The sequence below is a fragment of the Pseudothioclava alba genome, from assembly GCF_033100795.1.
Taxonomy (GTDB): Bacteria; Pseudomonadota; Alphaproteobacteria; order Rhodobacterales; family Rhodobacteraceae; genus Pseudothioclava.
This window is the reverse complement of record NZ_JAWLVI010000005.1, coordinates 221,374-241,812: the sequence shown is the minus strand read 5'-3', so window position 1 is coordinate 241,812 and position 20,439 is coordinate 221,374. Positions and strand designations below refer to the sequence as shown.

Genomic DNA, 20,439 nt, shown 5'->3' with positions numbered 1-20,439 from the left:
AAACCATGCTCAAGCGGCGCTTGCGCCACCAAACTGAAAACGCATAAACTCAATCAAGGATGAGCCAGAGCCTCCAAACGAAAGCGCGCTCAACTGTCCCAAATTATCTGACGACGGACACTCCCGCTCCTTTGCGAACTCCAGACAAGCGTCATGTATGAAATCAAGCTTTCGATAAACATCCTTGATATGTACGTCATGAACTTCGGCAATCGCTGTGAGCGTCATGCCGTTTACGAGGCTTCGAAGTACTTTTCGCGCTAGGTCTTTGCGCTTGTGCCTGCGATTTGGCTTCCCGATAGAGAACACTTTTCGGCACGCCCTGCATTGATAGCGCGGATCACCTTTCGCGGTGAGACCATATCGCCGATAGCAGTGTTCATGGGATTGAACCCCTTTGTTATGGTTTTCGCAGTTGGGATTTGTGCAATGTGCTTGTTTTGTTCCGCTATAAATCGAAAAAAGACGCTGATATTCTTCGGCTATTGCTTTATTGGATTTCAAAACGTTTTGTCGCCCGCAGGCTGGGCAACGGTAGTTGCGTTCGTTGCCGGACCCTTTGACGACGCCTTTGCTTAAGTTCTTTTTTACGCCCTTTTGTGGTCGCCCTCGGTTGTCGAATGGGTCGGGGAGTTCTCCGAACAGTTCGCAAAGAGTGTTGCGACAGAAGTTTACGGAAAAGCCATCGGCAAGTTCTGGCAGGCGACGCCGCCGCGCCCGAGGAGGTTCAGGGGGCTCCGCAGCTTTCTGCGAGAGCGGATTTTCAGTCGATTTTGGCAAACCTACCGCCTGTTGTGGTGCGAAAAACGGCGGCAACCACATAGGGTTGCCACCGTTAAGCCTACCGGATCATCATTTTAGGCGTCAACATTTATCACCAGGGGCTTGGGATATACCCCCGCGCCCCTTTTGTTTCTGTCAGGCGTCTTAGCCGTTGACGCGGATACGCGCGTTCGTCGGGTCGTGCGGGCTGTCTTCGGTGACAACCGCATCCCACTCTTGCAGCAGCATCTTCACCTTCAGCCTGGTGCCCGGTTCTGCCAGATCGGGGCGCACATAGCCCATGCCGATCTGCTTGCCAAAAGCGACCGAGTAGCCACCCGAGGTCAGACGGCCAATCTTTTCGCCGTTCAGCAGCAGCGCCTCTTTGCCCCACGGATCGGTGTCTTCCGGCCCGTCGATCAGCAGCGTGACGCATTTCGCGCGGATGCCGGTATCCAGCATTGCCTGCTTGCCCATGAAGTCCTTTTCCAGATCGACAAAGCGGTCCAGACCGGCCTCAAGGGGCGTTGCATCGCGGCCAAGCTCGGTCCCGAAGGCGCGGTAGGATTTCTCCTGACGCAGCCAGTTCTGGGCACGCGCGCCGACCAGCTTCATACCGTGCTTTGCGCCAGCTTCCATCAGCTGATCCCAAAGGTAACGGCTCATCTCGATCGGGTGGTGGAGTTCCCAGCCAAGCTCGCCGGTATAGGCCACGCGGACCGCGCGCACCGGGCACATCCCCAGTTCGATGTCGCGGTAGCTCAGCCACGGGAAGCGCTTGTTCGAAAGCACGGTTTCCGGCTCGGCGTCCTTGACGATCTCGTTGAGGATCGCGCGGGCATTCGGGCCTGCAAGCGCAAAGACACCCCATTGCGTGGTGACATCATGCACATCGACATAATCGCCACCGTCTGCGCGGAAATCTTCGAGCGACTTCTTCAGGAAGTCGGCGTCGTAATCCGTCCACGCACCCGCCGACACGAGGTAATACTCGTCCTCGTCCAGACGCACGATGGTGTATTCGGTGCGCGTGGTGCCTGCGGTGGTCAGCGCGTAGGTCAGGTTGATCCGCCCCACTTTCGGCAGCTTGTTGCAGGTGAAGTGGTCAAGGAACGCGGTCGCGCCGGGGCCACGCACAAGGTGCTTGGTGAAGGCGGATGCGTCGATCAGACCTGCGGTCTCGCGGATCGCCTTGGCCTCGTCGAGGGCGTATGGCCACCATGCGCCACGGCGGAAGCTGCGGCTGTCATGGTCGAACGACGAGGGCGCGTCCAGCGGGCCATAGTAGTTCGGGCGTTCCCAGCCGTTGACCTGACCGAATTGCGCGCCAAGCGCTTTCTGGCGGTCGTAGTTGGCGGCGGTGCGCAGCGGACGGGCAGCTTCGCGCTCTTCGTCGGGGTGGTGCAGAATGAAGACGTGCTCGTAGCACTCTTCGTTCTTGCGCGACGCGTATTCGGTCGTCATCCACGAACCGTAACGCTTGGGGTCCAGGGACGCCATGTCGATCTCGGCTTCGCCGTTGACCATCATCTGCGCGAGGTAATAGCCGGTGCCACCTGCGGCCGTGATCCCGAAGGAGAAGCCCTCGGCCAGCCACATGTTGCGCAGCCCCGGAGCCGGACCAACCAGCGGGTTGCCGTCGGGCGTGTAGCAGATCGGGCCGTTGAAGTCGTCTTTCAGACCCACGGTTTCCGAAGTCGGAATGCGGTGGATCATCGACATGTATTCTTCTTCGATCCGCTCAAGGTTCAGCGGGAAGAGATCAGCGCGGAAGCTGTCGGGCACCCCATAGGGGAAGCGCACAGGGGCGCCGCGCTCGTAGGGGCCAAGGATCCAGCCGCCGCGCTCTTCGCGGACATACCACTTGGCATCGGCGTCACGCAGCACGGGGTGCTCGGGGTTGCCGGCGGCGCGATAGGCCTGCAGCGCGGGGTCCGGCTCGGTCACGATGAACTGGTGCTCGACCGGGATCGCGGGGATCTTGATGCCCAGAAGGCGCGCGGTGCGCTGAGCGTGGTTGCCGGTCGCGGTCACGACATGCTCGGCGTGCACTTCGACAAGCTCGCCCGACGGCACAAGGTTGCCGCCCTTTTCTTCCATCTTCTCAAGCGTGACGATCCACTCGGAACCGGTCCACTTATACGAGTTCACCTGCAGCTTGCGCACGATGGTCGCGCCGTGCTGACGCGCGCCCTTGGCCATTGCCTGCGTCACATCGGCCGGGTTGATATAGCCGTCCTGCGGGTGGAACAGCGCGCCCTTGAGGTCATCGGTGCGCACCAGCGGCCAGCGTTCTTTGATCTGCGCGGGCGTGAGGAATTCGTGATAGACGTCTGCGGTCTCGGCCACCGACGAATACAGCATGTATTCGTCCATACGCTCCTGCGTCTGCGCCATGCGCAGGTTGCCGCAGATCGAGAAGCCCGCGTTCAGGCCGGTTTCAGCCTCGAGCGTCTTGTAGAAATCCACCGAGTATTTGTGGATATGGGTGGTTGCGTAGCTCATGTTGAAGAGCGGCAGCAGACCGGCAGCGTGCCAGGTGGAGCCTGCGGTCAGCTCGTCGCGTTCGACAAGCATCGTATCCCAACCGGCTTTCGCCAGATGGTAGGCAATCCCGCATCCGACGGCCCCGCCGCCGACGACCAGAGCTTTGACATGGGTTTTCATCGGAGCACTCCTTCCAGACCTCTTTAAGCGTTTGTGCCAGAGTGGAAGGCGCGCGGGCAATCTGTCCCGACATTTGTCAGCCAAAAGCGACATCCGCCCGCGAATATGGCGGGGTTTAGTCTAGCGATAGCGCCAAAGAGCGGCGCGAACCATCATCGGCTGGTCGGGGCGCAGCCTGTCAGGCACGGCAATCAGCGACTCGCCCAACGGGTCGGCCCCCTCGACGACAGGCGCCTCGTCCTGCGCCTTCGTAAGCTGCATCAGATGCGACCCTGCGGCTGGCTCTGGAAAGAGCGGCGGGCCGAATTGCATCGGCCAGTCGGGGGCGAACACCTCGACACTGGCAACAATCCAGCCGTTCCCGCCAAGCGCGGTGTCCCCTGCCTCCATCTGCGGCGCAAGCGCCTCGCTCAGGGAACGGAAATCGTAGCTCAGGATCGACGGACGCAGGCCAAAGACTGTAAAAATCCCCGCCGCAATCGCCACGGCAACAATCCCCGCTCCGCCCAGAATGACCTTGGGCGCGCGGGACCGCCCCGCCTCCAGCGCCCACAGCATCAACGCAAGGATACCGGGCATCGCCAGCGGGATCAGCCAGCGCTGCGTAACGCGGGTGGCCTCGGCCAGCCCCATCGCGAGGGCAAGAACCACCGCACCAATGACCGCCGTGCGCATCAGGAACCGGCGCAACCAGCGCGCGGGCTCATCAGGCGGGTTCACAACCGGCCCGCCGGAAAACCGCGCCAGCGCCGCCACCACCGCTGCCAGAACCAGCACCATCGCAAACGCGCCCGCAACCTCAAGAACGCCATTCAGAAACGGCACATCGCTCATATTGGCGCTGCCCAGATGCACTTTGCGCGACGACGAGAACGCCAGAGCAAAGTTCTGCACGATCCAGAGCATCGGCCCCGCCAGAAGCACAACCGCAACCGCTCCTGCCAGCATCAGCCCGCGCGGCAGACGCATCGCCCGATGCCCGACAGGGCTTGGTGGAAGCGTCATCAGCGCCGCAGCACTCGCCAGTGGCAAAATCCAGAAGTTGTATTTCGAAAGCCCCCCAAGCGCCACAGCCACGCCAAGCAGGACCCAGTCGCGGATCTGCGCCCGCGTCAGCACGCGCGACAGCGCCGCCAGATAGAGCGCGCAGGTCGTGAACAGCGCGACCGAATGGGTCAGCGTGCGTTGTGCCTCCCAGACAATATCGGGGCTGAACGCGATCCCCAGCGTCGCCAGAGCCGCACGCGGGGTATCCACGAAACGGCGCAGCGCATCGAAAAGCAGCAGATAGCCCGCCAGTAGCCAAAGGTTTTTCGTCACAGCCATCGCCGCAACCGTCGGCCCGAACAGATAGAAAACCCCAGCCTGCACCCAGTAGTAAAGCGGCAGCTGCCCGCCATAGCCCCACTGGAACTGCCGCGCAAAAAGCATCAGCTGCCCTTCGTCCAGATGGACGCCTTGCCCCAGCCAGATCCGCAGTGCCGCCTGCAGCGCAAAATAGGCACAAAGCGCCAGAACAAGCCTCGTTTTCCAACGATTGCTTGCCCTGCCCGCCTGTGTCTGATGCATTTACATAAGTCCTGGAACCACCAGATCCGGCGGGCGATGCCCATCGGCGAAGGTCTTGATGTTGATAATCACCTTCTCGCCCATCTCGACGCGGCCTTCAACCGTGGCCGAGCCCATATGCGGCAAAAGCACCACATTGGGCAGCGCACGCAGACGTGGATTGACCTCGGCGCCGCGTTCGAACACGTCAAGCCCTGCGCCAGCCAGTTCCCCCGCGCGCAGCATCCGCGTGAGCGCGTTCTCGTCGATCACCTCGCCGCGCGAGGTATTCACGACCACCGCCTCGGGCTTGAGCATCTTCAGGCGGCGCGCATTGAGCAGGTGGAAGGTCGAGGGCGTATGCGGACAGTTGACCGAGATCACATCCATCCGGCTGACCATCTGGTCAAGGCTCTCCCAATAGGTCGCGCCGAATTCCTGCTCGACCTCGGGGCGCAGACGCCGCCGGTTGTGATAGTGGATCTGCATCCCGAAGGCAGCGGCACGCCGCGCGACCGCCTGACCGATCCGGCCCATCCCCAGAATACCCAGACGCCGACCACCGATGCGGCCACCAAGATAGGCCGTCGGAGACCAGCCGCCCCATTCGCCCGACTGCATCACCGCCAGCCCTTCGGGGATACGCCGCGTCACCGCAAGGATCAGCGCCATCGTCATATCGGCGGTATCCTCGGTCACAACGCCGGGCGTATTCGACACCAGAACCCCGCGCTGACGCGCCGAGGTTACATCGACATGGTCAACACCCGCGCCATAGTTCGCGATCAGCTTGAGCCGCTCGCCCGCCTGCGCCAACATGCTCGCGTCGATATGGTCGGTCACGCAGGGCACCAGAACATCGGCCCGCCCCATCGCGCTCACAAGCTCTTCGCGGGTCATGCGCGTATCATCCGGGCGCAATTCCACATCGAACAGCTCTTTCATCCGCGTCTCGACGACTTCGGGCAACCGTCGCGTCACGACAACACTCAAGCGCGGTGCTGGCATGGGCCGACTCTCCTCTCTTCAAAGCTTCTGTGTTATCGTGCAAACTGCCTATCAACGGGGGAATACACAAGACCCCGCAAGTAATAAAATTGGCACAAACATGCCTGTTAGCGCAATTTTCTTGCGCGGCGGTGCTTTTGATCGCCAGAGAATGAGGCAGTTTCGAATGCAGAACAGGTCTTTTCGGATCGGCGCTATCGTGGCGATTATCGCGGCATCGCTATGTCTTCCGGCAAATGCCCAAGACGCCCCCGCGCGCAGCCAGGAGACAAAGGGTCCGGTTACGAACCTCCCGGTGCCGCGCTTTGTCTCTCTCAAGGGCGATCAGGGGAACGCGCGGCGCGGCCCTTCGCTGTCACATCGCATCGACTGGGTGTTCAAGCACAATGGAATGCCGCTGAAAATCACCGCCGAGTTCGGCCACTGGCGCCGCGTCGAAGACCGCGACGGCGCAGGCGGCTGGGTGCATTATTCGCTGCTTTCGGGCGTGCGTAATGTGACCGTCGAAAGCGACATGGCCGAACTGCACGCCCGCGCCGAGCAATCCTCGCCCGTGACCGGCATCGCCGAGGCCGGTGCGATTATGAAGCTGGGCGAATGTCTGCCGCGCTGGTGCGAGGTATCGCAAGACGGGATCGAAGGCTGGACCGAGAAAAGCAACCTCTGGGGCGTCTTCCCCGACGAAACGCGCGAGTGATCTTTGGCTTTTCGCCCGCCCCCAAAGGGTGCTAGACCCGCCCCATGACGACGCATGACACTCATCACGGGCTGAACATTTCGGCCGGAATCGCCTCGGTTTCCGTGGCGCTGATTCTGGTTGCGATCAAGCTGTGGGCGCTGGCGCAGACCGGCTCGCTGTCGATCGCGGCCTCGCTGGCCGATAGCGTGATGGATTTGCTGGTCTCGGGCGCGGGGCTGGGGGCGATCTTTTATGCCGCGCGCCCCGCCGATGACGATCACGCCTTCGGGCATACCTCGATCGAGGATCTGACCTCTCTGGCGCAGGCGATCATTGTTGCGGGGTCGGCCATTGCGATTGCCACGACCGCGATGATCCGCCTGACCGCGCCCGAGCCAAGGGCGCTGGCGCATGAAAGCGGTGGTATCGTTGTGATGGTCGTGTCAATTGTGCTGACCGGCGCGCTGGTCTTGTGGCAATCGCGGGTGGCCGCGCGCACGGGAAACAAGGTCGTCGCGGCGGACCGGCTGCACTATCTTGGTGACCTGATGCCCACCATCGGCGCGATTATCGCGCTGGTGCTCTCGGCGCGCTTTGGTATTGCGCAGGTCGACAGCATCATCGCGATCCTTGCCGCAGCTTATATGCTTTATGGCTCGCTCGGGATTGGCACTGCGGCGTTCCACGCGCTGATGGATCGCGCCGCCGAGCCTGAAATCATCGCCGACATCGCGCGTATCGCAACGGACTACCCCGGCGTTCTGGGGCACCATGATCTGAAAACCCGCACCGCCGGATCGCGCCTGTTCGTGAACCTGCATGTGGAACTTGACGGCAGCCAGACGCTGGAGCAGGCCCACGACATCAGCGCAGGGCTAAAGCGCGCGATCTTCACCGCCTACCCCCACGCCGAAATTATCATCCATCAGGATGTCTGGCGGGCCTAAGCCTCCAGCAACCCGCGCCCTTTAAGCAACGGCTCGACCCCCGGCATCTGCCCGCGGAACGCGGTATACAGTTCTTCGGGCGGGCGCGAACCGCCAGCCGAGAGGATGAACGCCTCAAGCCGCCTGGCCGTGGCCGGATCGAAGGGGTCGCCAACCTCTTCGAAGGCGGCGAATGCGTCCGCGTCCATCACCTCGGACCACATATAGCTGTAATACCCCGACGAATATCCGTCGCCCGAGAAGACATGCGCGAAATGCGGCGTTGCGTGGCGCATCCCGATCGCCTTGGGCATCCCGATAGCCGCCAGAACATCGGCCTGCATAGCCATCGGATCGGCGGGGGCTGCGCCCTCGTGGAAGGCCAGATCGACCAGCGCCGAACCCAGAAACTCGACCGTCGCGAAGCCCTGATCGTAGGTCGCCGCCGCCAGAAGTTTGCGCAGCAGCTCGGCCGGCATCGCCTCGTCCGTCTTATAATGCCGCGCGTGGCGCTCCAGAACCTCAGGCACCTCCAGCCAGTGCTCGTAGAGCTGCGAGGGAAGTTCGACGAAATCGCGCGCGACACTGGTCCCCGAGATGAACTGATAGGTCACATCCGACAGCATCTGGTGCAGCGCGTGGCCAAACTCGTGGAACAGGGTGCGCGCGTCATCATAGCTTAGCAGTGTCGGCTCGCCCTTCGCGAAGTTGCATACATTGACGACGATCGGGCGCACATCGCCGCCGAGCTTACGCTGGCTGCGCATCGCCGAGCACCACGCCCCCGACCGTTTGGACCCGCGCGCAAAATAGTCGCCCAGGAACACCGCGACATGCTGACCGCCCCGCGTGACCTCCCAGCCGCGCACATCCGGGTGGTAGAAGGGGCCGTCAATCTCGGCAAACTCCAGCCCGAACAGGCGGTTCGCCGTGTCGAACATCGCGCCCAGCATCGCACCCAGCGAAAGATAGGGCTTCAGCCCCGCCTCATCGAAATCATGCTCTGCCACGCGGCGCTTTTCCGAATAATAGCGCCAGTCCCAAGGCTCCAGATCGCCGTTCACCCCGTCCGCGTGCATCATCTCGGCCAGCACATCGGCATCGGCTTCGGCCTTGGCCTTGGCAGGTTCCCAGACACGCATCAACAGTTCGCGCACACGTTCGGGCGTTTTCGCCATCTCGGGTTCCAGCTTGTAGGCCGAGAACGAAGGATAGCCCAACAGCTTGGCGCGTTCCTCGCGCAGCGCCAGCGTTTCGGCGGCAATCGCCCGGTTGTCGGTCTTGCCGCCGTTTGCCCCGCGCGCGGCCCACGCCCGATAGGCGCGCTCGCGCAGGTCGCGGCGCGGCGAGAACTGCAAGAACGGCACGATCAGTGACCGCGAGAGCGTCACCACCGGCCCCGCCGCACCACGTTCTGCGCCCGCAGCTCGGGCTGCATCCACCACGAACGCAGGCAAGCCTTCCAGATCGACCTCGGCCAGATCCATGAACCATTCGCTTTCATCCGCCAGAAGGTTCTGCGTGAACTCGGTCCCCAGAACGGCAAGCCGCGACTTGATCGCAGCCATGCGGGTCGCGTCTTCGCCCTCAAGCGCGGCGCCTGCGCGGACGAACATCTGGCGATACAGGTCAAGCACACGCGCCTGTTCGGCACTCAGCCCTTGGGCCGTGTCCACCACAGCCTGAACGCGCGCAAACAGTGCGGGGTTCATCAGAACCTCGGACGAGAACGCCGAAAGCTTGGGCGCCAATTCGCGCTGGAGCGCTTGGCGCGCGGGCGTGCTGTCGGCGCCAGCCAGATTGTAGAAAAGACCCGAAACGCGGTCGAGCAACCCTTCGGCCTGCTCCAGCGCCTCGATGGTATTGGCGAAATCGGGCGCTGCCGGATTGGCCACGATTTGCGCTACATTCGCGCGGGCCTCTTCAAGCGCGGCATCAAAAGCGGGGCCGAAATCCTCATCGCGGAGCGCCGCGAAAGGCGGCAAGGCAAAGGGGCCGGTCCAATCCGTCAATAGCACATTCGTCATTGTCAAAACTCCTTTGCCCGCTTGGGCCTACTCTGCCGCGCCAGCCCCGCTGCAAACGGCGCAATCTGCCTGACGTTTCACCGAAATCTGGCGGCTTTCGCCCCAGAGCATGTCATGGATCAGCAAGCGCCCGCGCAGGTCTTGCCCTGCCCCGGTGATTGCCTTGATCGCCTCGCCCGCCATCATCGACCCGATCACTCCGGGCAGCGCGCCGATCACGCCCGCCTCGGCGCAGGTCGGCACAAGACCGGGCGCGGGGCGCTCGGGGAAGACGCAGGCATAGCAGGGCGCGCCTTTCGCCGGATCATAAAGCGAAAGCTGCCCCTCCCATTGGGTGATCGCGCCCGACAAAAGCGGTTTCCCCGCGGCCACGCAGGCTTCGTTCAGCATATAGCGCGTGTCGAAATTATCCGTCCCGTCGATAACCAGATCGTATTCGGCAACCAAGGCACGCGCCTCGGCCTCCGCCAGCCGCCGGTTATAGGGGCGCACCGTAATATGGGGGTTGAGCGCTTTCATCGCGGCCTCGGCGGAAAACACCTTGGGCTTGCCGATGTCCGCGTCGCGGTGGATCACCTGCCGTTGCAGGTTCGAATTCGAGACCACATCGTCATCGACAACGCCAATCGTGCCAACGCCTGCCGCTGCAAGATACAGCAGCACGGGCGAGCCAAGCCCACCAGCGCCCACCACCAGAACCTTGGCATTCTTCAGCTTTTTCTGCCCGGGGCCACCGACCTCTCGCAACAGGATATGGCGGGCGTAACGGTCCAGCTCGGCCTCGGAAAAGGTGCCCGTCGGCGCAGCAGCCGGTTCCACCGCGCGCTGGCGCAGATGCCCCAGACCCGCGCGATAGGCCAGCACAATTGCCGCCACAACGCCAAGCCCGATCCACGCGGGCAGGCTGCCCCCGATGCCGCGCGACACAGGGTGCATCGCAGGCAACACCAGATGCGAGGCGGTAAAGGCCAGCCAGAGCACCGCCAGCACCCCCGCGACCATGCGCAGCGGCGCCTTCATCACCAGCCCAAGCGCCAGAACGCCCAAAAGCAGGAAGCCCCCAAGCATCGCTTAGCCCCGTCCGGTCGAGCCGAACCCGCCCGCCCCGCGCGCGGTATCGCTTAGACCCTCAGCCTGCGCGTAGCGAGCCTGCACGACAGGCGCGACAATCGCCTGCGCGATCCGGTCGCCATGCGCGACCTTGAACGGCTCGGTGCCAAGGTTGATCAGAAGCACGCCCAAAGGCCCGCGATAATCGCTGTCGATGGTGCCGGGCGCGTTCGGAATGGAAATCCCGTGCTTGAAGGCCAGCCCCGAGCGCGGACGGATCTGCATCTCGAACCCTGCCGGAATTTCCACGCGCAGCCCCGTCGGAATCAGTGCGCGCGACAGGGGCGCAAGCGTGATGCCCACACCGCGATATTCGGGCGGCAGGTTCGCGCGCAGATCGGCGCCTGCCGCGCCTTCGGTTTCATAGGCGGGTAAAGCCACGGTCGGATCGGCCCAGTCCTCATGGATCACCGCAATCAAAGGGGTCGTCATGCCAGCGCCTCCGCAATGCGGGCAGCCAGACGCGCGGCCACCTCGTTTTTGTCCATGCGCGGCCAGCTCTCTGCCCCCGCATCCGAGATAATCACCACCGCATTTTCGCGCCCGCCCATGATGCCCGTCTCGGGCGAGACATCATTCGCAACGATCCAGTCACAGCCCTTGCGCGCGCGTTTGGCGGTGGCGTGTTCGACAACCTTTTCGGTCTCGGCGGCGAAGCCCACAACCAGCGAAGGCCGCCCCTGCCCCAGTTGCGAGACATGACGCAGGATGTCGGGGTTTTCGGCAAACTCCAGCACCGGCAAGGTGCCGCTTGCATCCTTTTTCATCTTTTGGCCAGCGGCATTGGCAACCCGCCAATCGGCAACGGCGGCAGCAAACACAGCGGCATCCGCGGGAAGCGCCGCCTCGACCGCCGTCAGCATGTCGCGCGCGCTTTGCACACGGATCACATCGACGCCTGCGGGCGGCGGCACATCGGCCGGCCCCGTGACAAAGCTCACCCGCGCACCAAGGTCACGCAGTGCCGCAGCCAGTGCAGCGCCTTGCGCCCCGGACGAGCGGTTCGCGATATAGCGCACCGGATCAATCGGCTCATGCGTCGGCCCCGAGGTCACAAGCACATGCTTCCCCTTCAGCGGCCCGCCCCCGAAGGCGCCCTCAATCGCCGCGACGATCTCAAGCGGCTCGGCCATCCGGCCCGCGCCAAACTCGCCGCAAGCCATATCGCCTTCGTTCGGGCCAACATACAGCACCCCGTCGGACGCAAGCTGCGCGCGGTTGCGTTGTGTCGCGGGGTGGTCCCACATCCGCACGTTCATCGCAGGCGCGATCAGCACGCGCTTGTCGGTCGCCATCAAAAGGGTCGAGGCCAGATCATTCGCCAGCCCCGCCGCCATCTTCGCCATCAGATCGGCGGTCGCGGGCGCCACCACCACCAGATCGGCAGCGCGGCTTAGCTGGATATGGCCCATCTCGGCCTCGTCGGTCAGATCGAAGAGATCACGATAGACCTTTTCGCCCGCCAGCGCCGAGACACTGAGCGGCGTCACAAATTCCTCGGCCGCGCGTGTCAGCACCGGCACAACGCTTGCTCCGCGCTCGCGCAGACGACGGATCGTTTCATGCGACTTATAGGCCGCGATCCCGCCACCGATGATCAGAAGTATTTTCTTGCCCGCAAGCATCGCACCCTCCGCCGTTTCCAAATGCTTAGGCGGCGGGGCCGCAAGGCGCAAGCCTCAGCCCTTCTGGAACACCAGACAAGGGTCTTCGCGCGGTGCCGGATCGGTTACGATCCAGAAGTCATAGGGAAGATCGTCGGGCAGCGCCTCGCCTTCGGCCTGTTCGACCTGCCCAAGCGCGAGGATCTTCAACCCCGGCAATGCCTTGCGCAACATATGCGGCACCGCCAGATCGGTGCGCGTGTGGCCCGTGCCGGTAATCACCGCAACCGGCCCGCCCGTGGTTTTGCGCGCCCGCATGGCGGTGCGGGTAAAGACCGCATCGCGCAACCGCTGCGCCTCGACGATTTTCGGAAGCGCCTCGGGCGGGAGCGCGTTGCAATGGTCGCGCTGCGCCTCGTCCTCAAGGCTTTTTTGCAATTCTGGCGGATAGGGCTGATCCACCCCGAACCCCGCCGCATCTACACCCAGATAGCGCTCGATCGGCTCGGCCATAATCGTGCGCAATTCGTCCCGCGGAAGCGCCGCGCCGATAATCAGCGCGTCGGGCGCGGCCTGAAAAATCGGCGCGTAAATCGCGAAATCGGGCCAGCCTGCCTCTTCCCAGCCGATCGCCTGCGCCAGCGCCTTCGGGTCTTTGCGCAAAGCGGGCGTGATTTGCGCGGCCTGATCGGGCGTCAGCATCTCGAACACCAGCGCCTTGGGCTTCAGCGCCCGGATCGCCGCCGCCTGATTAAGATGATGGATCGGGTTGTCATGCACCTCGCCCAGAACGGCGATGTCGGGCTGCATCAGTTGAATGAGCGGGCCGACAGTATCGGCGGTGACTTCGGTTGCGGCAGCAGGCGCCGCCGCAAGCATCAGGGAAAGGGAAAATGCAAATGCCTTCATGCGAGGAAGGTTTGCACCTCGCGGTCGTGACGTTCAAGGCTTTTACGCATCTTCCCGAAAGCTTGAACTTCAAGCTGGCGCACACGTTCCTTAGACAAACCAAGCTCTTCGCCCAGGCTTTCAAGCGTGCGCGGTGCGTCAAGAAGTCGCCGCTGCCCGACGATATAGCGCTCGCGCTCCGTCAGAACGCCCATCGCCTCGCGCAGCCAGCGGCGCATAGTCAGGGCGTCGTGGCGCACCTGCGTGCGTTCTTCGGGGCCGGGGCCGTCATCCTCAAGGCTTTCGACCCATTCGCGCCCCTCGTCGTCGCTGGACTGGGTGGCGTTCAGCGAGAAATCCATCCCCGAAAGGCGCCCCTCCATCATCTCGACATCGGCCAGCGGCACGCCGATCACCTCGGCCACGCGCTGACGCAACTGCGCGCCGTCCAGCACCAGCCCTTCTGCACCCGCCTCGCGCTCGATCTGCGCCTGCACGCGCTTGAGGTTGAAGAACAACGATTTCTGCGACGAGGTCGACCCCGTGCGCACCATCGACCAGTTGCGCATCACGAAATCCTGAATCGAGGCTTTGATCCACCACACCGCATAGGTCGAAAACCGCACGCCCCTGTCGGGGTCGAACTTGTCGGCGGCCTTCATCAAGCCAAGCGACGCCTCCTGGATCAGGTCATTCATCGGCGCGCCATAGCGGCGGAATTTGGACGCCATCGAGATCGCAAGGCGCATATAGGCCGTCACCAGCCGGTGCAGCGCCTCTTTATCGCGGTTGTCGCGCCATGCGCGNCGCCTCTTTATCGCGGTTGTCGCGCCATGCGCGCGCGAGTTCCGCCTCGGTTTCCGCATCAAGGTATTCGGCGCGCATCATCTGGCGCGCCATCGACTCGTCGGTCATCCCAACCTGTGCCATTCCAGATCTCCCGTTCCGAGGGCTCGGCGGCGCTCTCCCTTGCGGCCGCCCGATCCTGACAATTTCACTATACTTGGAATCATTCCAAAATGCACCCCCGGATACACCTCACGATTGCTTTATTCACTGTGCATACTCGCACGGATCACCCTCTCGGAACCGCCAACCGCGCGGCGTCACCCAATCGACGTTAACCTTTTACTAACCATGTCCCCCTATTCAGGGATCGAGCGTGAATGGTGGGGCAGGTGATGGTGGTCAAAACCTATACGGTCGCCTTTGAGGGCGTCGAGGCGCGTCTGGTCGAGGTGCAATGCGCCCTTTCGCCGGGCTTGCCCTCGTTCACCGTTGTCGGGCTTCCCGACAAGGCGGTCTCCGAGGCGCGCGAGCGGGTGCGCGCCGCCCTTGGCGCGCTGTCCATCGCGCTGCCGCTAAAGAAGGTGACGATCAACCTTTCGCCCGCCGACATTCCGAAAGAAGGATCGCATTTCGATCTGCCGATCGCGCTGGCACTGATGGCCGCGCTCGGGGTGATCCCGCCCGAGGATGCAGAAGGCTGCGTTGCCATCGGCGAGCTGGCGTTGGACGGGCGGCTGACGCCTGTGGTGGGGGGCACTTCCGGCGGCGATGGCCGCAGCCGAGTCTGGGCGCACGCTGATTTGCCCCGCAGCCTGTGGCGCCGAGGCCGCATGGGTCGGCGCCACGCCGGTTATCGCGCCGCCCACGCTACTGGCCGCGTTTCGCCATTTCACCCAAACCGCTCCCTTGTCCCCCGCCCGCCCCGGCGAGGTGCGCGACACGACCGCCCCGCGAGACCTGCGCGACGTGAAAGGTCAGGAACGTGCCAAGCGCGCGCTGGAAATTGCCGCCGCCGGACGCCACCACCTGATGATGATCGGCGCGCCGGGATCGGGCAAATCCATGATGGCTGCCCGCCTGCCGGGGATCTTGCCCCCCCTGTCGCCCGCCGAGGCGCTTGAAACCTCGATGATCCAGTCGCTTTCGGGGCTATTGACCGATGGCGGCATCTCGCGCGAACGACCGTTCCGCGAGCCGCACCATACCGCGTCGATGGCGGCGATGATCGGCGGCGGACGCGGCGCGCGGCCCGGCGAAATCAGCCTTGCCCACAATGGCGTGCTGTTCATGGACGAATTTCCCGAGTTCCCCCGCACCGTTCTGGAAACCCTGCGCCAGCCCGTCGAGACCGGCGAGGTCGTTGTCGCCCGCGCCAACGCCCATATCCGCTACCCCTGCCGCTTCCTGCTGGTTGCTGCTGCCAACCCCTGCAAATGCGGCTATCTGGGCGACCCCGCGCGCGCCTGTTCGCGGGCGCCGGGTTGCGGGGCGGATTATCTGGCGCGGATTTCCGGCCCGTTGATGGACCGCTTCGATCTTCGGATCGAGGTGCCGCCGGTGACACTCGCCGATCTTGCCGCGCCTGCAACCGGAGAGAGTTCGGCCACGGTGGCTTCCCGTGTTCTGGCCGCGCGCAACCGCCAGCAGCAGCGCTTTGCGGGGTATGCGGCACGCACCAATGCCGATATTGAGGGGAACGCTCTGGAGGAAATCGCCGCCCCCACGACCGAGGGCCACGCCATGCTGACCCGTGCGGCAGATCGCTTTGGCCTTTCGGCGCGTGGCTATCACCGCGTTCTGCGCGTCGCGCGCACAATTGCCGATCTGGACGGCGCCGATCAGGTTGCCGCGCCGCATATTGCCGAAGCTCTGGGGTTTCGCTTTAGCGCCCTGCCGGAGCCTGCCCGAGCATCCGCCTGATAGCACCAGCAGCATCACGCAGGGCCGCGCGCGCCTCGGGGATATAACCGTCGAACATCTGCCAGACATGCGGCCCGTCGGGCCAGGCCTGCACCTGCACCTCGGCCCCGAACCCGCGCAAACGGTTCGCCATCGACAGGCTGTCATCGGCCAGAATTTCGCTATCGGAATACTGGATCAGAACGGGCGGCGCTCCGCTAAAACCGGCGAACAGCGGTGAGACTTCAGGCGAGGCCGGATCACCGCCGCCAAGCGCAAAGGCGCGGGCCTCCTCCACCCGCTCGACCGGCAGCAACACGTCGCGCACAGCGTTTTCGCGGTATGACGCCCCCGAAAACGTCAGGTCGGTCCACGGCGAAAAGGCCACAAGCCCCGCAGGCGGCGTGCCGCGCGCGCACAGTTTGGACAGCAGCAGAAGTGCCAGCCCTCCGCCCGCACTATCGCCCGCCAGAATAATATCGGTGGGCGCATAGCCGCGCGCCATCAAACCATCCCACGCCGCCAGCGCATCATCCAATGCAGCGGGCAAAGGATGCTCGGGCGCAAGCCGGTAGCGCGGCACGATCACCTCGACCCGGGCCAGCCGGGCGATCCGCGCAGCCAACGCACGATGGGTCAGCGGCGAGCCTGCGATATAGCTGCCACCATGCAGATACAGCACCAGCGCCGAGGGGTTAGCCACCCGCCCAGACCGCAGCGAGAGCGCCTCGATCCCGTCCAGATCCACCGGCAATTCAACCGTGTAGGGCGGCGGGCGGAAGCCTCGTTCCGCGATAAAGTCCACCACCCGACGCACCGCCAAAGGGTCATGTGCACGCCGCAGCAAGGGTTTCGCGATCAGGCGCAATCCAAGGTTCAAAAGCGCCTGACGAATACTCATGCCCGCTTGGCCTCAATCACCTGCCAGATTTTCTCGGCGATGTTCACACCGTCAAAGCGTTCCAGCTCCTGAATGCCGGTGGGCGAAGTCACGTTGATCTCGGTCAGCCAGTCGCCGATCACGTCGATCCCCACGAACACCTGCCCCTTCTCGCGCAACAGCGGGCCGATGGTCGCGCAAATTTCAAGGTCACGCTCGGTCAGGCCCACCTTCTCGGGGCGTCCGCCGACATGCATGTTCGAGCGCGTTTCGCCCGCGGCAGGCACGCGGTTGATCGCGCCCACAGGCTCGCCGTTGATCAGGATGATCCGCTTGTCGCCCTTGCTGACTGCGGGCAGGAACTTCTGCGCGATCAGCGGCTCGCGGTTGATGCCGGTGAACAGCTCGTGCAGCGAGGCGAGGTTGCGGTCGTTCGGGTCAAGCCGGAACACCCCCGCGCCTCCGTTGCCATACAGCGGCTTGAGGATGATGTCGCCGTGCTTGTGCTTGAAGTCGCGGATCGTTTGCAGGTCGCGCGCGATCAGTGTGGGCGGCGTCAGATCGGGGAAGTTCAGAACGAGCAGCTTCTCGGGATAGTTGCGCACCCAGAACGGGTCATTCACGACCAAGGTCTGCGGGTGGATACGCTCGAGGATATGGGTCGTGGTGATATAGCCCATGTCGAAGGGCGGGTCCTGGCGCAGCCAGACGACATCATAGTCGCCCAGATCGACCTCGGCCTCGTCGCCAAGCGTGAAGTGGTTGCCGTATTCGCGCCGCACCGTCAGCGGCCAGCCGCGCGCCAGCACGCGCCCCTCGCGATAGGCCAGCTTGTCGGGCGTGTAGTAGAACAGCTCATGCCCGCGCGCTTGCGCCTCTTCCGCGATGCGGAACGTGCTGTCGGCATCAATGTTGATCGGACCGATCGGGTCCATCTGGATCGCAACTTTCAAGCCCATCGCGCGCCCTTTCCTTAGTCTGCCCTTTTAGATGCCCCCGAACGTGGGGCGATGCAATCTTTCGTCAAGCCTCTCAGGCGGATAATGCATTCTCCAGCCGTTCAATCCGGCCCGCGCTATCGACAAGTGCGACATCGAAACGGAATGCGCAGGTGGCAATATCCGGCATCGCGCGGGCGTAGCCCTCGGCCCCTGCCAGAAGACGCGCGATCTGGCGGGGCTGCAAATGCTCGGCGGCGCGCAGGTGGCTGGCCGATTTCTTGACCTCGACAAACACCACCAGATCGCCCTTGCGCAGGATCAGGTCGATCTCGCCACCCGCTTTCCCGCGCCAGCGGTGCTCCAAAAGGTCAAACCCGTCCGCGCGGTAGCTGGCCGCCACCTGCTCTTCGGCTGCGGCACCTGCATGATATGACAGCGCGCCGCTCATTCCTTTTCAAGCGTCAGGGCCAGTTGATAGACATCGCGGCGCGGCAGGCCGAACTGTTCGGCCACCTCTTTCGCGGCATCCTTGACCCGCATCTCGGTCAGCTTTGCACGCAGCGCCGCCTCAATGTCGGCGGGGTCGGTCTTGCGTTCGCGCTCGCGATCGATCAGCACAACGATCTCGCCCTTGATGGGGCTGTCCTCAAGCGATTGCAGGATAGAAGCCAGCGGCCCGCGACGGGTTTCCTCGAACTTCTTGGTGAGTTCGCGGCACAGCGCGCCCTCGCGTTCGGGGCCGAAGACCTCGACCAGATCGGACATCATTGCATTGATCCGCTTGGGGCTTTCGTAAAACACCAGCGTCGCGGGGATAGAGGCAAACTCGCGCAGCCATTTGCGCCGCGCCGATTGGGTGTTGGGCGGGAAGCCCGCGAACATAAAGCGATCCGTCGGCAGGCCCGATACCGTCAGCGCAGCCAGAACCGCCGAAGGCCCGGGCGCCGCATGGACCGCAAAGCCCTCGGCCAGGGCGGCCCGACCCAGTTGATAACCGGGGTCCGCAACCAAAGGCGTCCCCGCCTCGGAGGCGTAGACTACCGTCTTGCCCTCGGCCAGCGCGCGCAGGACGCGCGGGCGCGCGGTTTCACCGTTATGGTCGTGATAGGGGATCATCGGGCGGTGGTCGACGGGAATGCCGTGGATCTCCATCAGATGACGAAGCGTGCGGGTATCCTCGGCCGCGATCACATCGGCATCGCGCAGAATATCTAGCGCGCGCAGCGTAATATCGCGCGCGGTCCCGATCGGGGTGGCGATAAAATACAGGCCCGCAGGCAAGGCTTTGCCCAAGCCCTCACGAGTGGCCATGCTATTCCCCTTTTCAGCTTTGCTCGAACATTTACTTAGCCGACCGAAGCGCTTAGGGTTCCTGAGCCTCGGGCGCGCCTGCCGCCCCCTGACCGAATTCCAGAGGACGCTGTCATGATTGCCATTTTCCGTAACCCCCGCAACCCTTTGCTGCGAATCGGAGCGCTTCTTTCCGCGCTATGGCTTGCCGCCTGCCAACCGACCGGAGGCTTCGGCCCGAACTCGGGGCAGACAATCGACGCGGGCGCGCCGGTTCCGGTGGCGCTTCTGGTGCCGGCGGGGTCTGGCAAACCGGGAGATGACACGCTGGCGCTGGCGCTGCAAAACGCCGCCAATCTGGCAATGTCCGATCTGCAAGGCGTCAAGATCGACCTGCGCATCTATCACACCGCAGGCAATGCGAATGTCGCGGCACAGGTGGCGGCGCGGGCCGTGGACGAAGGCGCGAAGATCATCCTTGGACCGGTCTATGCCGAGAACGCGAATGCGGCCGGTCTGGCTGTTGCCTCGCGCAATGTGAACGTGCTGGCGTTTTCCAATAATACCGCGATCGCGGGCGGGAACGTTTTTGTGCTTGGCCCGACCTTCGGCAATACCGCCGAACGGCTGGCAAGCTACGCGGTCAAACACGGCAAGCGCCGCGTGCTTGTCGTGGCCGATGACAACCCTGCGGGCGCGATTGGGGCGCAGGCTATCGGTCAGGCAGTTGCACGCAGCGGCGGCACCGTTTCTGCGCGCATTTCCTATCCCTTCTCGCAGGCGGGCGTTGCTACCGCCGCACCGCAGATCGCCGCGCGCGTGAAGGCGGGCGATGTGGATGCAGCCTTCTTTACCGCCGACACGGCAGGCGCGCTGCCGCTTCTGGCGCAAATGCTGCCTGAACAGGGGCTGACGCCTGATATGGCGCAGTTCATCGGCCTGACGCGGTGGGATATTCCTCCCGCGACGCTGAGTATGCAAGGGCTGCAAGGCGGCTGGTTCGCCCTGCCCGACCCGAACCTGAACGCGCAGTTCCAGTCGCGCTATCAGGCCGCTTACGGCGATGCGCCGCACCCGATTGCCGGGCTGGCCTATGACGGGATCGCGGCGATTGGCGCCTTGGCGCGCTCGGGCGATCCGAATGCGCTGACGCGCTCGGGCCTGACGCAGCCGCAGGGCTTTGCCGGAGTGAACGGCATCTTCCGTCTGCGCGGCGATGGCACCAATGATCGCGGCCTCGCCGTGGCGCAGGTCCGCAATGGTCAGGCCGTGGTGATCGAAGCCGCCCCGCGCAGCTTTGCGGGCGCGGGACTCTGATCGCACGCAACCCCGAAGGAAGGGAACACAACCTTGAGCGAACAGCCCCCTGAGGTCGCCAAACAGGGCAGCGGAACCGACGACGCCCTGCCCTTGCTTCTGTC

16 protein-coding genes and 2 pseudogenes are annotated in these 20,439 nt (G+C 63.8%); 4 read left to right on the top strand and 14 right to left on the bottom strand.

Annotated elements, in window-relative coordinates:
* Window positions 1-9: 9 nt before the first annotated feature.
* The 4 genes from RYZ20_RS12905 to RYZ20_RS12890 form a co-directional block, all read right to left on the bottom strand.
* The gene (locus RYZ20_RS12905) at window positions 10-822 is read right to left on the bottom strand and encodes a hypothetical protein (RefSeq protein ID WP_317674132.1); all 813 of its coding nucleotides are present in this window, start codon (window positions 820-822) and stop codon (window positions 10-12) included.
* Window positions 823-927: 105 nt separating this feature from the next.
* On the bottom strand, window positions 928-3,429 hold the full coding sequence (locus RYZ20_RS12900) for a GcvT family protein (protein WP_317674130.1): 2,502 nt from the start codon (window positions 3,427-3,429) through the stop codon (window positions 928-930).
* 120 nt (window positions 3,430-3,549) lie between these two features.
* Complete coding sequence (locus tag RYZ20_RS12895) at window positions 3,550-4,998, bottom strand: glycosyltransferase family 39 protein (RefSeq protein WP_317674128.1); 1,449 nt, start codon at window positions 4,996-4,998, stop codon at window positions 3,550-3,552.
* Complete coding sequence (locus tag RYZ20_RS12890; protein WP_317674126.1) at window positions 4,999-5,985, bottom strand: 2-hydroxyacid dehydrogenase; 987 nt, start codon at window positions 5,983-5,985, stop codon at window positions 4,999-5,001.
* Between the two features lie 166 nt (window positions 5,986-6,151).
* On the opposite strand from RYZ20_RS12890, the gene RYZ20_RS12885 reads away from it, so the two are divergent.
* Together RYZ20_RS12885 and RYZ20_RS12880 are read left to right on the top strand one after the other, a co-directional pair.
* On the top strand, window positions 6,152-6,682 hold the full coding sequence (locus RYZ20_RS12885) for an SH3 domain-containing protein (RefSeq protein ID WP_317674124.1): 531 nt from the start codon (window positions 6,152-6,154) through the stop codon (window positions 6,680-6,682).
* A gap of 44 nt (window positions 6,683-6,726) precedes the next feature.
* The gene (locus RYZ20_RS12880; protein WP_317674122.1) at window positions 6,727-7,611 is read left to right on the top strand and encodes a cation diffusion facilitator family transporter; all 885 of its coding nucleotides are present in this window, start codon (window positions 6,727-6,729) and stop codon (window positions 7,609-7,611) included.
* Here the strand turns inward: RYZ20_RS12880 and RYZ20_RS12875 are convergent.
* The 6 genes and pseudogenes from RYZ20_RS12875 to RYZ20_RS12850 form a co-directional block, all read right to left on the bottom strand.
* The gene (locus RYZ20_RS12875) at window positions 7,608-9,617 is read right to left on the bottom strand and encodes a M3 family metallopeptidase (protein ID WP_317674120.1); all 2,010 of its coding nucleotides are present in this window, start codon (window positions 9,615-9,617) and stop codon (window positions 7,608-7,610) included. The two genes, RYZ20_RS12880 and RYZ20_RS12875, sit on opposite strands and share 4 nt — an antisense overlap.
* A 27-nt stretch (window positions 9,618-9,644) precedes the next feature.
* Window positions 9,645-10,685, bottom strand: coding sequence for a HesA/MoeB/ThiF family protein (locus tag RYZ20_RS12870; protein WP_411572351.1), 1,041 nt, complete (start codon window positions 10,683-10,685; stop codon window positions 9,645-9,647).
* A gap of 3 nt (window positions 10,686-10,688) precedes the next feature.
* Complete coding sequence (gene dut, locus RYZ20_RS12865; protein WP_317674118.1) at window positions 10,689-11,159, bottom strand: dUTP diphosphatase; 471 nt, start codon at window positions 11,157-11,159, stop codon at window positions 10,689-10,691.
* Window positions 11,156-12,352, bottom strand: coding sequence for a bifunctional phosphopantothenoylcysteine decarboxylase/phosphopantothenate--cysteine ligase CoaBC (gene coaBC, locus RYZ20_RS12860; RefSeq protein WP_317674116.1), 1,197 nt, complete (start codon window positions 12,350-12,352; stop codon window positions 11,156-11,158). The genes dut and coaBC overlap by 4 nt, the downstream gene beginning before the upstream one ends.
* Window positions 12,353-12,406: 54 nt before the next feature.
* The gene (locus RYZ20_RS12855; RefSeq protein WP_317674114.1) at window positions 12,407-13,240 is read right to left on the bottom strand and encodes a ChaN family lipoprotein; all 834 of its coding nucleotides are present in this window, start codon (window positions 13,238-13,240) and stop codon (window positions 12,407-12,409) included.
* Window positions 13,237-14,149, bottom strand: a pseudogene (locus RYZ20_RS12850) (RNA polymerase factor sigma-32). The gene RYZ20_RS12855 and the pseudogene RYZ20_RS12850 overlap by 4 nt, the downstream one beginning before the upstream one ends.
* A gap of 251 nt (window positions 14,150-14,400) precedes the next feature.
* Here RYZ20_RS12850 and RYZ20_RS12845 point away from each other — a divergent pair.
* Window positions 14,401-15,928: pseudogene (locus tag RYZ20_RS12845) on the top strand (YifB family Mg chelatase-like AAA ATPase).
* Here the strand turns inward: RYZ20_RS12845 and RYZ20_RS12840 are convergent.
* The 4 genes from RYZ20_RS12840 to rsmI form a co-directional block, all read right to left on the bottom strand.
* Window positions 15,891-16,808: an alpha/beta hydrolase gene (locus RYZ20_RS12840; protein WP_317674112.1), complete on the bottom strand. Its 918-nt coding sequence runs from the start codon at window positions 16,806-16,808 to the stop codon at window positions 15,891-15,893. The pseudogene RYZ20_RS12845 and the gene RYZ20_RS12840 sit on opposite strands and share 38 nt — an antisense overlap.
* Window positions 16,805-17,746 carry a glutathione synthase gene (gshB, locus tag RYZ20_RS12835; RefSeq protein ID WP_317674110.1) on the bottom strand — a complete coding sequence of 314 codons (942 nt, stop codon included), beginning with the start codon at window positions 17,744-17,746 and terminating at the stop codon, window positions 16,805-16,807. The genes RYZ20_RS12840 and gshB overlap by 4 nt, the downstream gene beginning before the upstream one ends.
* A 73-nt stretch (window positions 17,747-17,819) precedes the next feature.
* Window positions 17,820-18,176: a YraN family protein gene (locus RYZ20_RS12830; protein ID WP_317674108.1), complete on the bottom strand. Its 357-nt coding sequence runs from the start codon at window positions 18,174-18,176 to the stop codon at window positions 17,820-17,822.
* On the bottom strand, window positions 18,173-19,039 hold the full coding sequence (gene rsmI, locus RYZ20_RS12825; protein WP_317674106.1) for a 16S rRNA (cytidine(1402)-2'-O)-methyltransferase: 867 nt from the start codon (window positions 19,037-19,039) through the stop codon (window positions 18,173-18,175). The genes RYZ20_RS12830 and rsmI overlap by 4 nt, the downstream gene beginning before the upstream one ends.
* 114 nt (window positions 19,040-19,153) lie before the next feature.
* Here rsmI and RYZ20_RS12820 point away from each other — a divergent pair, with 114 nt between their 5' ends.
* Window positions 19,154-20,335, top strand: a complete 1,182-nt coding sequence (locus RYZ20_RS12820) for a penicillin-binding protein activator (RefSeq protein ID WP_317674104.1) — start codon at window positions 19,154-19,156, stop codon at window positions 20,333-20,335.
* Window positions 20,336-20,439 lie beyond the last annotated feature (104 nt).

Coding starts and splice junctions, on each gene's coding strand:
- RYZ20_RS12905 (WP_317674132.1), bottom strand. CDS start 822: ATGTGGTTGCCGCCGTTTTTCGCACCACAACAGGCGGTAGGTTTGCCA.
- RYZ20_RS12900 (WP_317674130.1), bottom strand. CDS start 3,429: ATGAAAACCCATGTCAAAGCTCTGGTCGTCGGCGGCGGGGCCGTCGGA.
- RYZ20_RS12895 (WP_317674128.1), bottom strand. CDS start 4,998: ATGCATCAGACACAGGCGGGCAGGGCAAGCAATCGTTGGAAAACGAGG.
- RYZ20_RS12890 (WP_317674126.1), bottom strand. CDS start 5,985: ATGCCAGCACCGCGCTTGAGTGTTGTCGTGACGCGACGGTTGCCCGAA.
- RYZ20_RS12885 (WP_317674124.1), top strand. CDS start 6,152: ATGCAGAACAGGTCTTTTCGGATCGGCGCTATCGTGGCGATTATCGCG.
- RYZ20_RS12880 (WP_317674122.1), top strand. CDS start 6,727: ATGACGACGCATGACACTCATCACGGGCTGAACATTTCGGCCGGAATC.
- RYZ20_RS12875 (WP_317674120.1), bottom strand. CDS start 9,617: ATGACGAATGTGCTATTGACGGATTGGACCGGCCCCTTTGCCTTGCCG.
- RYZ20_RS12870 (WP_411572351.1), bottom strand. CDS start 10,685: ATGCTTGGGGGCTTCCTGCTTTTGGGCGTTCTGGCGCTTGGGCTGGTG.
- dut (WP_317674118.1), bottom strand. CDS start 11,159: ATGACGACCCCTTTGATTGCGGTGATCCATGAGGACTGGGCCGATCCG.
- coaBC (WP_317674116.1), bottom strand. CDS start 12,352: ATGCTTGCGGGCAAGAAAATACTTCTGATCATCGGTGGCGGGATCGCG.
- RYZ20_RS12855 (WP_317674114.1), bottom strand. CDS start 13,240: ATGAAGGCATTTGCATTTTCCCTTTCCCTGATGCTTGCGGCGGCGCCT.
- RYZ20_RS12840 (WP_317674112.1), bottom strand. CDS start 16,808: ATGAGTATTCGTCAGGCGCTTTTGAACCTTGGATTGCGCCTGATCGCG.
- gshB (WP_317674110.1), bottom strand. CDS start 17,746: ATGGGCTTGAAAGTTGCGATCCAGATGGACCCGATCGGTCCGATCAAC.
- RYZ20_RS12830 (WP_317674108.1), bottom strand. CDS start 18,176: ATGAGCGGCGCGCTGTCATATCATGCAGGTGCCGCAGCCGAAGAGCAG.
- rsmI (WP_317674106.1), bottom strand. CDS start 19,039: ATGGCCACTCGTGAGGGCTTGGGCAAAGCCTTGCCTGCGGGCCTGTAT.
- RYZ20_RS12820 (WP_317674104.1), top strand. CDS start 19,154: ATGATTGCCATTTTCCGTAACCCCCGCAACCCTTTGCTGCGAATCGGA.